We start from the raw sequence: 12,383 nt of genomic DNA on the forward strand, positions 1-12,383 counted from the left end.
AGCGCGCCCAGCCATGGTGATCAAGGTCGAACGGGGCAACCCGACCCCCGAGGAGCTGGCGGCCGTCGTGGCCCTCGTCCAGGCCCGGGCCGCGGCGGCCGCGGGGCCCGCCGACGGCCCGCGAACGGCCGACGAGTGGGCCTCCCCGGCGCGCAACGTCCCCGGCCGGATGCCGCGCCCGGCGCCGGTGTCCTGGCGCGCCAGCTACTGGCCGCGCTGACCGCAGCGGACGGAAATGGTCCGCATGCCCGCCCGCGCCTGAGTATCCGTACTCAGGCGCGGGTGTTCTCCACGCCGCAACCTGGACGGCATGCTGTGGTCCGACCCGTCCGACGAACCCCCCGAGGAGATGCGGCAGGCGCAGGCGATGCTGCGCCGCGCGATGCTCGTGATCGCCGTCGCCGTCCCCCTGATCACAGCCCTGGTGGCCTGGCGCGGCTGACTACGATGACGGGCATGACCGACAGCAGCCGCAGCCCCCGCCCGCTCGTCCTCGCCTCCGCGTCCCCCGCGCGCCTGGGACTGCTGAGGCAGGCCGGGCTCGACCCGCGGGTCGTCGTCAGCGGTGTCGACGAGGACGCGATCAGCGCGGACAGTCCCGCCGAGCTGGCCCGGGTGCTGGCCGAGGCCAAGGCCTCCGCGGTCGCGGAGCGGCTCTCCGACGGCGAGGTGGTCGTCGGCTGCGACTCCGTCCTGGACCTGGACGGCCAGGCGCTGGGCAAGCCGGCCGACGACGAGGACGCCACGTCCCGCTGGAAGTCCATGCGCGGCCGCTCCGGTGTGCTGCGGACCGGCCACTGCGTGATCGACCTCGCCACCGGCCGCCGGGCCTCGGCCACCGCCTCCACCACGGTGCGGTTCGGCACCCCGGACGACTCCGAGATCGCCGCGTACGTCGCCTCGGGCGAGCCGTTGCACGTGGCCGGCGCCTTCACCCTCGACGGCCGCTCGGCGCCGTTCGTCGAGGGCATCGAGGGCGACCACGGCAACGTCATCGGCATCTCGCTGCCGCTGCTGCGCGGCCTCCTCGCCGAGCTGGACCTGCGCATCACCGACTTCTGGGTCTGACCACTCCGACCGGTCGGCCCGGTCAGACGGCGGCGGGGGCGACGGGCGGCGGGGGCGTGCTCCCGCCGGGCTCGTCGCCCGCGCCGGAGACCGGGGTCTCCCCCGCGTACAGCACGAGGGCGAGCACCACGAACCCCAGGACCACCATCATCCCCACGAACGCGGCCCAGCCCACCGGGGCCGCCAGACCCGCGCCCAGGACTCCGTGGGTCACCGCGCACACGATGAGCAGGATCCGGCCGAAGGGGCCCGCCGCCCGGTCGCGCCGCGCCATGCGGACGAGGACGACCGCGCACCCGATGAGGAAGAGCGCCATCACCACGCCGGCCGCCCACGCGCCCACCGCCATCGCGCCCGGGTCGAGCCCGGCCAGGGACATCTGCTGGTGGCGCACGGCGATACCCATGATCCAGTTGACGAAGGCGAAGCCGAACGCCTCCAGGATCAGCAATACGGCCGCCGCCACGGCGACACTTCTGCGCACTGTGCGCCCCCTGTCCAGAGCCCCTATTACCGGCGGTATGTCGTGCGCCGAACGCTACTAACGGGTAGGAGTTGCGGCAAGAGTCCGCGCGGCACCACCCGTATGGGGCGCCGGTCCGGCAAAGATTTACCCGGGCCTTCGTGGAGTTCCCACAAAAAAAGCGCCACGTCGGTCACGGTGGAGGACGGTGACCCGGCCCACACCCCAGGGCCACAAGCACCGGGATAAATGGGGCTTTACCGTAGGAAGCCAAGGCATCCGGGTCCTGATTGCGGGCCCGTATCACCCTCCGTGTGGGCAAGCTCACCCCCAGGGGTGCCTCGGCACGAAGTGTCGCCAGTACCTAAACTCTGCTTGTTTCAAGGAGGGAGCCATCGTGCGCAAGGTGCTCATCGCCAACCGCGGTGAAATCGCAGTCCGCGTCGCCCGCGCCTGCCGGGATGCCGGGATCGCCAGCGTGGCCGTCTACGCGGAGCCGGACCGGGACGCGCTGCATGTGCGCGTGGCCGACGAGGCGTACGCGCTGGGCGGTGACACCCCAGCCACCAGTTACCTGGACATCTCCAAGGTGCTGGCGGCCGCGGCCGAGTCCGGGGCCGACGCCGTCCACCCCGGCTACGGCTTCCTGTCGGAGAACGCCGACTTCGCCCAGGCCGTCCTGGACGCCGGGCTGACCTGGATCGGCCCGCCGCCGCAGGCCATCCGCGACCTCGGCGACAAGGTCGCCGCCCGGCACATCGCCCAGCGCGCCGGGGCCCCCCTGGTCGCCGGCACCCCCGACCCCGTGTCGGGCGCCGACGAGGTCGTGGCCTTCGCGCGCGAGCACGGCCTGCCGATCGCGATCAAGGCCGCCTTCGGTGGCGGCGGACGCGGCCTGAAGGTCGCCCGCACCCTGGACGAGGTCCCCGAGCTGTACGAGTCGGCCGTCCGCGAGGCCGTCGCCGCCTTCGGTCGCGGCGAGTGCTTCGTCGAGCGCTACCTCGACAAGCCCCGGCACGTGGAGACCCAGTGCCTGGCGGACACCCACGGCAACGTCGTGGTCGTCTCCACCCGCGACTGCTCCCTGCAGCGCCGCCACCAGAAGCTGGTCGAAGAGGCCCCGGCGCCGTTCCTGACCCCGGAGCAGAACGCCCAGCTGTACGCGGCGTCCAAGGCCATCCTCAAGGAGGCCGGCTACGCGGGCGCAGGCACCTGTGAGTTCCTGGTCGGCACCGACGGCACCATCTCCTTCCTGGAGGTGAACACCCGTCTGCAGGTCGAACACCCGGTCACCGAGGAGGTCACCGGCATCGACCTGGTCCGCGAGATGTTCCGCATCGCCGACGGCGAGGAACTCGGCTACGACGACCCGCCGCTGCGCGGCCACTCCTTCGAGTTCCGCATCAACGGCGAGGACCCGGGCCGGGGCTTCCTGCCCGCCCCGGGCACCGTCACCCGCTTCGACCCCCCGACCGGCCCTGGCGTCCGCCTGGACGCGGGCGTCGAGTCCGGCAGCGTCATCGGCCCGGCCTGGGACTCCCTGCTCGCCAAGCTCGTCGTCACCGGCGCCACCCGGCAGCAGGCCCTGCAGCGCGCCGCGCGCGCCCTGGCCGAGTTCCAGGTCGAGGGCATGGCCACCGCCATCCCGTTCCACCGCGCGGTGGTCGCCGACCCGGCGTTCGCCCCCGAGGTCCACGGCAAGACCGGTCCGTTCACCGTCCACACCCGGTGGATCGAGACCGAGTTCGTCAACGACATCAAGCCCTTCGCCGCCCCGGCAGACGCCGAGGAGGACACCGAGCCCGGCCGCGAGACCGTGGTGGTCGAGGTCGGCGGCAAGCGCCTGGAGGTCTCCCTGCCCGCCTCGCTGGGCATGACCCTGGCCCGCACCGCCGCCGCCGGCGGTGCCCGCCCCAAGCGCCGCGCCACCAAGAAGGCCGGCTCCGCGGCCTCCGGCGACTCCCTGACCTCCCCGATGCAGGGCACCATCGTCAAGATCGCCGTCGAGGAGGGCCAGCACGTCAACGAGGGCGACCTCGTGGTGGTGCTGGAGGCGATGAAGATGGAGCAGCCCATCAACGCCCACCGGGCCGGCACCATCAAGGGCCTCACCGCGGACGTCGGCTCCTCCGTCTCCTCGGGCGCCCTGCTCTGCGAGATCAAGGACTGACGTCCCGTCCGCGAACGGCAGCACCCATGCGCGGGCCCCGGCCGATCACTCGGCCGGGGCCCGCCGCATGTCGCCGGCGGGGCTAGTGTCTGCGCGGCGCCAGGTCGGCGATCCGGGCGGCCTGCTGCTCCCCGGCCAGTTGGGCGGTGCGCAGCGGCGACATGCCCGACACGCCGCCGCCCGACTGGCCGGCGGCCCTGGCGCGCGGCTCGCCGGGAGCCGCACCGCCCGGGTAGTTGCCGGAGGGGTGCTGATGGCGCCGGGGTCCCGGGACGGGCGGCATCTCCCGTCGCTGCCGCAGGGACATCCCGTTGTCCGCCCCGTCGGTCGACGCGACGGCAACCTGCACACCCCGGTCGGCCAGCGCCTGCAGCTCCGTCGCGGCGCGGTCGTCGCCCGTCGGTGGCTCGTCCGTGACCAGATGGGTGATCAGGTCCGTGGGCACGGTCTGGAACATCGTGTCCGTGCCCAGCTTGGTGTGGTCGGCCAGGACCACCACCTCCGCCGCCGCCTGGACCAGGGCCCGGTCGACGCTGGCGGAGAGCATGTTGGACGTGGACAGCCCCCGTTCGGCGGACAGTCCCGCCCCGGACAGGAAGGCCCGCGACACCCGCAGCCCCTGCAGGGACTGTTCGGCGCCGCTGCCGACCAGCGCGTAGTTGGAGCCGCGGAGCGTGCCGCCGGTCATGACGACCTCGACCCGGTTCGCATGCGCCAGTGCCTGCGCCACCAGCAGGGAGTTGGTGACGACGGTCAGCCCCGGCACCCGCGCGAGCCGGCGTGCCAGCTCCTGGGTGGTCGTGCCGGCGCCGACGACGATGGCCTCGCCCTCCTCGACGAGACCGGCCGCGAGATCGGCGATCGCCGTCTTCTCCGCGGTCGATAGATGGGATTTCTGCGGGAAGCCGGACTCCCTGGTGAAGCCCCCCGGCAGCACCGCACCGCCGTGCCGGCGGTCGAGCAGTCCTTCTGCCTCCAGCGCCCGCACGTCACGCCGTACGGTCACTTCCGAGGTCTGGACGACACGGGCGAGCTCACGGAGCGAGACCGCTCCGTTGGCGCGCACCATTTCGAGGATCAGTTGGCGACGTTCTGCTGCGAACACGAAACTGACAGTAACGCCAATGACCGTCTGCTATCAGCAGTTTGCACCGATTAACAGAAGTTGTTCGCAGGTTCGGACGTCCCGTGCTATATGGGCCGAGGCATTCGCCCCTGCAGGGCGAGACCGGAGGCCGGTGCCGGAGGTCGTTGCCGGGGGACCGTGCTAGAGCTCCCCGGCGGCCTTGCGCGTCGCCAACTGCCGTGCGGCTTCGGCGATCGAACCCGACAGGGAAGGGTAGACCGTGTAGGTGTTCGCCATCTGTTCGATGGTCAGATTGTTGTCGACCGCGATCGAGATGGGGTGGATGAGCTCGCTCGCGCGCGGCGCGACGACCACGCCGCCGACCACGATGCCGGTGCCCGGACGGCAGAACAGCTTCACGAAGCCGTCCCGGATGCCCTGCATCTTGGCGCGCGGGTTGCGCAGCAGCGGAAGCTTCACGACCCGTGCGTCGATGACGCCCGCGTCGACGTCGGCCTGGGTGTAGCCCACGGTCGCGATCTCGGGGTCGGTGAAGACGTTCGAGGAGACCGTCTTGAGGTTGAGCGGGCCGACCGTCTCGCCCAGGAAGTGGTACATCGCGATCCGGCCCTGCATGGCCGCGACCGAAGCGAGCGCGAAGACGCCCGTGACGTCACCGGCCGCGTACACGCCAGGCGCCGAGGTACGGGAGACCTTGTCGGTCCGGATGTGGCCGGACTCCTTGAGCTTGACGCCCGCGCCCTCCAGACCCATGGCGGCGGTGTTCGGTATCGCGCCGACCGCCATGAGGCAGTGGCTGCCGGTGATGACCCGGCCGTCGGCGAGGGTGACCTCGACGCCGTCGCCGACCCGCTTGACGGCCTCGGCCCGGGAACGGGCCATGACGTTCATGCCGCGGCGGCGGAAGACGTCCTCCAGGACGGCGGCGGCGTCCGGGTCCTCACCGGGCAGGACGCGGTCGCGGGAGGAGACGAGCGTCACCTTCGAGCCGAGCGCCTGGTACGCGCCGGCGAACTCGGCGCCGGTCACGCCGGAGCCGACCACGATGAGCTCCTCGGGGAGCTCCTCCAGGTCGTACACCTGCGTCCAGTTGAGGATCCGCTCGCCGTCCGGCTTCGCGTCGGGCAGCTCGCGGGGGCGGCCGCCGGTGGCGATCAGCACGGCGTCGGCGGTGAGGGTCTCGGAAGTGCCGTCGGCCACCTCCACGACGACGGTGCGGGAACCGTCGATCGCCTGCATGCCCTCCAGCCGGCCGCGGCCGCGCATCACCCGGGCGCCCGCACGGGTGACGGAGGCGGTGATGTCGTGGGACTGGGCGAGCGCGAGGCGCTTCACCCGCCGGTTGACCTTGCCGAGGTCGACGCCGACGACGCGGGCGGCCTGCTCCAGGTGCGGTGTGTCGTCCGCCACGATGATGCCCAGTTCCTCGTACGAGGAGTCGAAGGTGGTCATCACCTCGGCCGTCGCGATCAGGGTCTTCGACGGCACGCAGTCGGTCAGCACCGAAGCCCCGCCCAGGCCGTCGCAGTCGACGACGGTCACCTCCGCACCCAGCTGGCTGGCCACCAGGGCCGCTTCGTATCCGCCGGGTCCGCCACCAATGATCACGATCCGAGTCACGTACCCCATTGTCCCGCACGCGCCAAGTGATCACTTACGGGGGCGGCACCCCGCTGTCGTACTCTCGTGAGCATGTCGCTCTACGCCGCCTACGCCGGCAACCTCGACGCCCGGCTGATGACGCGCCGCGCCCCGCATTCGCCCCTGCGCGGTACCGGGTGGCTCAGCGGCTGGCGCCTCACCTTCGGCGGCGAGCAGATGGGCTGGGAGGGCGCGCTCGCCACTGTGGTGGAGGACCCGCTGCACCAGGTCTTCGTCGGGCTGTACGACATCGCGCCGGTCGACGAGGAGGCGGTGGACCGCTGGGAGGGCGTCCCGCTGGGCATCTACCGGCGCCACATGGTGCGGGTGCACACCCTGGACGGCGACGTGCCCGCGTGGATCTACGTCCTCAACGACTACGAGGGCGGTCTGCCGTCCGCGCGCTACCTCGGTGAGATCGCGGACGCGGCGGAGTCCGCGGGCGCCCCGCACGACTACGTCATGGAACTGCGCAAGCGCCCCTGCTGACCCTGCTGACCCCGCGGAAAGCACGGCGTCGCGGTCTCCCCGCGGCCCCCACGGCCCCGTCAATCGGCGGATCCTCCGAAATTTCGCAGACCGTGACCTGGGACGTCTACGCGCGTAGGAGATAACCGGCTACTCTCATCCGCGTGAACTCTTCCGCAACTCCCCACGCTGCCCGCACCCCGCTGGGCGACCCGTACGCCGCCGCCGCGGCCGCCGCCGCACGCCTGCGCGAGCTCACCGGCGGCGAGACCCACGACGTCGCCCTGGTGATGGGCTCCGGCTGGGTGCCTGCCGCCGACGCACTCGGCGAGGCCGACTACGAGTTCGCGGTGACCGAGCTGCCGGGCTTCCCGCCGCCCGCCGTGGCCGGGCACTCCGGCAAGGTGCGCTCCGTGCGGGTCGGCGACAAGCGGGCGCTGGTCTTCCTGGGCCGCAACCACTTCTACGAGGGCCACGGTGTCGCCACCGTCGCGCACGGCGTGCGCACCGCCGTCGCCGCCGGCTGCAAGACCGTCGTGCTGACCAACGGCTGCGGCGGGCTGCGCCCCACCTACCGCCCCGGCCAGGCCGTGCTGATCAGCGACCACATCAACATGACGGCCGCCTCGCCGATCGTCGGCGCGAACTTCGTCGACCTGACCGACCTCTACTCGCCGCGGCTGCGCGCCCTGTGCAAGGAGGTCGACCCCTCTTTGGAGGAGGGCGTCTACGTCCAGCTCCCCGGCCCGCACTACGAGACCCCGGCCGAGATCAAGATGGTCCGGGTCATCGGTGGCGACCTCGTCGGCATGTCCACCACGCTGGAGGCCATCGCGGCCCGCGAGGCGGGCGCCGAGGTGCTCGGCATCTCCCTGGTGACCAACCTCGCCGCCGGCATGACGGGCGAACCGCTGAACCACGAGGAGGTCCTGGAGGCCGGCCGCGACTCCGCCGCGCGGATGGGCAGCCTGCTGGCCCAGGTGCTCGAGCGGATCTGACCGGCTCGCACCCCCCGGTGGGGCAGGCCGGTGTGCCGTACCGGCACGCCGCGCGCGATCGCGGGGGTGCCCGCACCCTGGTTAGGGAAGACGCCCTACGGGGAGGTAACCCAGCGGCGCTCGTCGCGGCAGCCCGCTCCGCCGCCGCCCGGCCGGACGGACCCGGCCGCGCGGCCTCCCACCGCGGCACGGTCGCGGGCATGACGGGCCAGGGGCGCCAGGCCTGCCCGCGCGTGGCGCGGGCGGCACCGAAGACGACATCGCAGGAGCATCACGTGGCAAGCGCAAGCGAGAACGCGGAGCTGATCCCTCAGGCGCGCACCTGGCTGGCCGAGGACCCCGACCCCGACACCCGAGCCGAGCTGGAAGCCCTGCTCGCGGCCGTCGAGTCGGGCGACGCGGCGGCGGCCGGCGACCTCGCGGCCCGGTTCGCCGGCACCCTGCAGTTCGGCACGGCGGGGCTGCGCGGTGAGGTCGGCGCGGGCCCGATGCGCATGAACCGCTCCGTGGTCATCCGGGCCGCCGCCGGTCTCGCCGCGTACCTCAAGGCGCAGGGGCAGGGCGACGGGCTGGTCGTCGTGGGTCACGACGCACGCCACAAGTCGGTGGACTTCGCCCGCGACACCGCCGCCGTCATGGTCGGCGCGGGCCTGCGGGCGGCCGTGCTGCCCGGGCCGCTGCCCACGCCGGTGCTGGCGTTCGCCATCCGCCACCTGGGCGCCGTCGCGGGCATCGCGGTGACCGCGAGCCACAACCCCCCGCGCGACAACGGATACAAGGTCTACCTGGGCGACGGCTCGCAGATCGTCCCGCCCGCCGACGCCGGGATCGCCGACGAGATCGCCGCGATCGGCCCGCTGGCCGGCGTACCGCTGGCGGACGAGGGCTGGCAGATCCTCGGCGAGGAGGTCGTCGAGGCCTACCTGGACCGCGCCGCCTCGGTCGTGGACCGGCACACCCCGCGCGACCTCTCGGTCGTCTACACCCCTTTGCACGGGGTCGGCCGCGACGTGCTGACCGCCGCCTTCGAGCGGGCCGGGTTCGGCGCCCCGCACGTGGTCGCCGAGCAGGGCGAGCCCGACCCGGACTTCCCGACCGTCGCCTTCCCCAACCCGGAGGAGCCGGGGGCGATGGACCTGGCCTTCGCCGCGGCCCGGGCCCTCGGGCCCGACGTCGACATCGTCATCGCCAACGACCCCGACGCCGACCGCTGCGCCGTGGCCGTGCCGGACCGCTCCGCCGCGGACGGCTGGCGGATGCTGCGCGGCGACGAGGTCGGTGCCCTGCTCGCCACCCATCTGGTGCACCGCCGGGCCGGCGGCACCTTCGCGGCGAGCATCGTCTCCTCCTCCCTGCTGTCGCGCATCGCGGCCCGCGCGGGGCTGCCCTACGCCGAGACCCTGACCGGCTTCAAGTGGATCTCCCGGGTGGAGGGCCTGAGCTTCGGCTACGAAGAGGCCCTGGGCTACTGCGTGGATCCCGCGGGCGTGCGCGACAAGGACGGCGTCACGGCGGCGCTGGCCGTCGCGGAACTGACCGCCGAGCTCAAGGCCAAGGGCCGTACGCTCGTCGACCTGCTGGACGACATCGCCCTCGAGTACGGCCTGCACGCCACCGACCAGCTCTCGGTGCGGGTCGCCGACCTGTCGGTCATCGACGAGGCGATGAGCCGGCTGCGGGAGCGGCCGCCCAGCTCGCTGGCCGGGCTCGCCGTCGTCACGGCCGAGGACCTGTCCAAGGGCAGCGCGGAGCTGCCGCCGACCGACGGCCTGCGCTACCGGCTGGCCGGCTCCCCGGGAGCCGGCGTGGAGTCGGCCCGGGTGATCGTGCGGCCGAGCGGCACCGAGCCCAAGCTGAAGTGCTACCTGGAGGTCGTACTGCCGGTGCCGGGCGCCGACCGGCTGACCACCGTCCGCGCCCAGGCCGCCGGGGTCCTCGCGGCCCTCAAGGCCGGCCTCGCGGCCGCCGCCGGGCTCCCCGGGGACGAGGCCGCGGCGCAGGCCTGACGCCCCGGGAACACCGCCCGCCGCGGTCGTGCCGGCCCGGGCACGGCCGGGGGCGCGGTGGGCGCCCGGGCCGGCCGGCTCAGCCGATGGCGAGCAGGACGATCAGCACGACCGCCCCCGCCACCGCCGGGGCGATCACCTCGTAGGCCCAGCGGACCGTGACCTCGCTCTGCGCGCCCGCCCGGCCGCCGTGCCGCTCCGCGAGCTCGCGCAACTCGTCCACCACGCGGTCGGACCAGGCCCGGGTGGCATCCGCGGTACCGGGACGGGACCCCAGCGTCGCGCCCGGGTCGCCCGCGGCGGCGGCGCGCGTCTTGGCCCGTGCGGCCCGCTTGCGGGCGCGCATGGACACGGGCACGGCCCACAGCTGGTACTTCTTGCCCTCCGCGAACAGCTCGGTCGAGTACCCCGAACGCAGCCCCTCCACGGCGCCCCAGGACGCGGTGATGGTGCGGAAGGGGTTGCGCACCAGGAGGCGGTCGTCACCGGCCCGGACGACCGGACGCAGGGTGAACGCGACGACCAGCGGCACGATCAGCAGCAGCAGCGCGAGGGCCACCCAGGGCGTGTTCCCCGTACCGCGGACGATGGCGTCGATGCCGAGCCACAGTGTGATGGCGAGCATGATCACGCCGCCGGCGACACCGGCCGACGAGCGGTAGGAGCGCTCGGCGTACTTCGGCTGCCCGGAATCGGGCTGCGGTTCGGGGACGGGGTTCTCGGAGCTCGTCATGAGATCAGATTGTGCCTGACCGCGAGCCTCCGCCCCGCGGGGCGGAGGTTGCGTTAGTGCATCGGCGTCACCGGCCGCCTACTGGTACCCCTTGTCCTTCCTGGAGTCGTAGACGCGTTTGCCCGCCGCGTCGTAACCCTGGATGTGCGGCAGGGAATCCTCCGGCGCGGCGAGGACCCCGGTCGCGACGAAATAGCCGTGGTCGAGCGCGGCCTGCCGCGTGACGCCGCCCCAGGAGACGGTGACCTTGGCGACCCCGGGCTCGACCGTGCCGATACTGCCCCAGCGGAAGGGGAAGTGGTACGGCAGCCCCGGTCCGGTGGCGGTGTCCTGCTTGTAGAGCCGGTAGGCGTTGTCGTCCGGCACGACGGGCCCGCGGCCCGGAGCGTCGTCCGCTCCGATGCTGCCGTTGATACCGCCCGCCTTCCCGTCCTTGTCCGTGCAGATCAGGCGGACGGGGTCGCCGTCCGCGGTGCCGACCGCCACGACACGGATGCCGTCGCCCGGGGAGTTCCTGTCGCCCGTGGCGTTCAGCGCGAGGATCACCCGGTAGTCCTCGGCCTTCCCATAGTCGCGCGCGAAGGCGGACGCTCTGGGCTCGTGTTCCTCGCTGAACGCGAGACACCGCTCCAGCACCTCGGCCGCGCGCTCCATCGTGATCCCGTCGGCCAGCTGCCCCGGTGTCACCGGACCCGCGGGCCCGCTCGGCAGCGCGCTCGTCCGCACCGGGGCGGAGGGGTGCGGCTCTGCGGTGCTCGCCGGCACCGACGGCCGGGTGTCATGCGCGGGCAGGGCGGCCGAGCCGTCACCGCCGGGCTGGTAGTGCATCGCGACAGCCGTGCCGGGCACCGCGACCAGCGCCGCCAGCCCGGCACCGGCGGCGAGCACCCGGCGTCTGCGGCTCGTCCTTCCCTGCCGCACGATCGTGGCGTAGGGCGCCTCGCCCGTGCGCAGCCCGTCCGTCTGTTCCTCGAGGAGCTCGCGCAGCTGCGCCTCGAACTCCGTGTCACCGTCCGCCGGGCCGTAACCCGCCGTGTCTCCCGTGTCCTTCATCGGGCCCCTCCCGCGACCTTCGTGTCCTTCGCCGTGCCCCACGGCCTCGTCCCTGTCCTCGTCCCCATGGCCGCCCCGGCACCTACGGGCTCCGCGGCCACCACCGCCGTGCCCAGCCGGGCCCGCAGCTTGGCCAGGCCACGGGCCGCCTGGCTCTTGACCGTGCCGGCCGAGCAGCCCAGCGCCTGGGCCACCTCGGTCTCCGACAGGTCGTCCCAGTACCGCAGCACGACCACGGCCCGCTGCCGTGCGGGCAGCTCGCCGAGCGCCGCCAACAGCACCTGGCGCTGCGCCACCCGCGCCGTCGGGTCGGCCCCGACTCCCTCGGGCAGTACGTCCGTGAGCCGTTCGGCCACGCGTTTCTTGCGGAACCGGTCCTTGTTGCAGCTGATCAGAATCCGCCGCACGTACGCGTCCGGGTTGTCGCTGCGCTGCACCCGCCGCCAGGACCGATAGGCCTTGGCCAGAGCTGTCTGCGCCAGATCCTCGGCGTGATGCCCGTCACCTGTGAGCAGATAGGCGGTCCTGACCAGATGGGCCCATCTGGCGCGGACGTAGCCTTGGAACTCCGCCTCGTCGTCTGGATTCATCGATGACCCCCTTCACCCACCAGACCACCGATTCCGCCGATTCGGTTGCCGGGCCCCCCGGAAGGGGACGGACGGATCCGTCCCTACCGGTGACATTCGCTACGCG

General features: G+C 73.1%; 13 protein-coding genes. 7 read left to right on the plus strand and 6 right to left on the minus strand.

Annotated elements, in window-relative coordinates; translation table 11 throughout:
• Positions 1-13: 13 nt before the first annotated feature.
• The 3 genes from AC3EUJ_RS07195 to AC3EUJ_RS07205 all read left to right on the plus strand — a co-directional run bounded on the left by AC3EUJ_RS07195 (position 14) and on the right by AC3EUJ_RS07205 (position 1,068).
• Positions 14-220 carry an acyl-CoA carboxylase subunit epsilon gene (locus tag AC3EUJ_RS07195; protein ID WP_431960140.1) on the plus strand — a complete coding sequence of 69 codons (207 nt, stop codon included), beginning with the start codon at positions 14-16 and terminating at the stop codon, positions 218-220.
• 90 nt (positions 221-310) lie between these two features.
• Complete coding sequence (mmpB, locus tag AC3EUJ_RS07200) at positions 311-442, plus strand: morphogenic membrane protein MmpB (protein ID WP_319137499.1); 132 nt, start codon at positions 311-313, stop codon at positions 440-442.
• Positions 443-447: 5 nt separating this feature from the next.
• Positions 448-1,068 carry a Maf family protein gene (locus tag AC3EUJ_RS07205; protein WP_431960142.1) on the plus strand — a complete coding sequence of 207 codons (621 nt, stop codon included), beginning with the start codon at positions 448-450 and terminating at the stop codon, positions 1,066-1,068.
• A gap of 22 nt (positions 1,069-1,090) precedes the next feature.
• On the opposite strand, the gene AC3EUJ_RS07210 is transcribed toward AC3EUJ_RS07205, so the two are convergent.
• Positions 1,091-1,552 (minus strand): hypothetical protein, encoded by a 462-nt coding sequence (locus AC3EUJ_RS07210; protein WP_431960143.1) that lies wholly within the window; start codon positions 1,550-1,552, stop codon positions 1,091-1,093.
• Between the two features lie 376 nt (positions 1,553-1,928).
• Here AC3EUJ_RS07210 and AC3EUJ_RS07215 point away from each other — a divergent pair, with 376 nt between their 5' ends.
• Positions 1,929-3,701, plus strand: a complete 1,773-nt coding sequence (locus AC3EUJ_RS07215; RefSeq protein WP_431960145.1) for an acetyl/propionyl/methylcrotonyl-CoA carboxylase subunit alpha — start codon at positions 1,929-1,931, stop codon at positions 3,699-3,701.
• A gap of 82 nt (positions 3,702-3,783) precedes the next feature.
• On the opposite strand, the gene AC3EUJ_RS07220 is transcribed toward AC3EUJ_RS07215, so the two are convergent.
• Both AC3EUJ_RS07220 and AC3EUJ_RS07225 read right to left on the minus strand, forming a co-directional pair.
• Positions 3,784-4,770 carry a DeoR/GlpR family DNA-binding transcription regulator gene (locus AC3EUJ_RS07220; protein ID WP_431960251.1) on the minus strand — a complete coding sequence of 329 codons (987 nt, stop codon included), beginning with the start codon at positions 4,768-4,770 and terminating at the stop codon, positions 3,784-3,786.
• A 198-nt stretch (positions 4,771-4,968) separates the two neighbouring features.
• The gene (locus tag AC3EUJ_RS07225) at positions 4,969-6,417 is read right to left on the minus strand and encodes an NAD(P)H-quinone dehydrogenase (protein ID WP_431960146.1); all 1,449 of its coding nucleotides are present in this window, start codon (positions 6,415-6,417) and stop codon (positions 4,969-4,971) included.
• A gap of 63 nt (positions 6,418-6,480) precedes the next feature.
• Here AC3EUJ_RS07225 and AC3EUJ_RS07230 point away from each other — a divergent pair, with 63 nt between their 5' ends.
• The 3 genes from AC3EUJ_RS07230 (at position 6,481) to AC3EUJ_RS07240 (ending at position 9,901) form a co-directional block, all read left to right on the plus strand.
• Complete coding sequence (locus AC3EUJ_RS07230) at positions 6,481-6,918, plus strand: gamma-glutamylcyclotransferase family protein (RefSeq protein ID WP_431960147.1); 438 nt, start codon at positions 6,481-6,483, stop codon at positions 6,916-6,918.
• Between the two features lie 143 nt (positions 6,919-7,061).
• Entirely contained in the window at positions 7,062-7,895 is an 834-nt protein-coding gene (locus tag AC3EUJ_RS07235; protein ID WP_431960148.1) for a purine-nucleoside phosphorylase, read from the plus strand.
• Positions 7,896-8,170: 275 nt separating this feature from the next.
• Positions 8,171-9,901: a phospho-sugar mutase gene (locus tag AC3EUJ_RS07240; RefSeq protein WP_431960149.1), complete on the plus strand. Its 1,731-nt coding sequence runs from the start codon at positions 8,171-8,173 to the stop codon at positions 9,899-9,901.
• Positions 9,902-9,980: 79 nt separating this feature from the next.
• Here the strand turns inward: AC3EUJ_RS07240 and AC3EUJ_RS07245 are convergent, their stop codons facing one another.
• The 3 genes from AC3EUJ_RS07245 to AC3EUJ_RS07255 form a co-directional block, all read right to left on the minus strand.
• Entirely contained in the window at positions 9,981-10,634 is a 654-nt protein-coding gene (locus tag AC3EUJ_RS07245) for a PH domain-containing protein (protein WP_431960150.1), read from the minus strand.
• 78 nt (positions 10,635-10,712) lie between these two features.
• Positions 10,713-11,687, minus strand: a complete 975-nt coding sequence (locus AC3EUJ_RS07250) for a hypothetical protein (protein ID WP_431960152.1) — start codon at positions 11,685-11,687, stop codon at positions 10,713-10,715.
• Entirely contained in the window at positions 11,684-12,277 is a 594-nt protein-coding gene (locus AC3EUJ_RS07255; RefSeq protein WP_431960153.1) for a SigE family RNA polymerase sigma factor, read from the minus strand. Before AC3EUJ_RS07255 ends, AC3EUJ_RS07250 begins: the two co-directional genes overlap by 4 nt.
• Positions 12,278-12,383 lie beyond the last annotated feature (106 nt).

This window comes from Actinacidiphila sp. bgisy160, assembly GCF_057707815.1.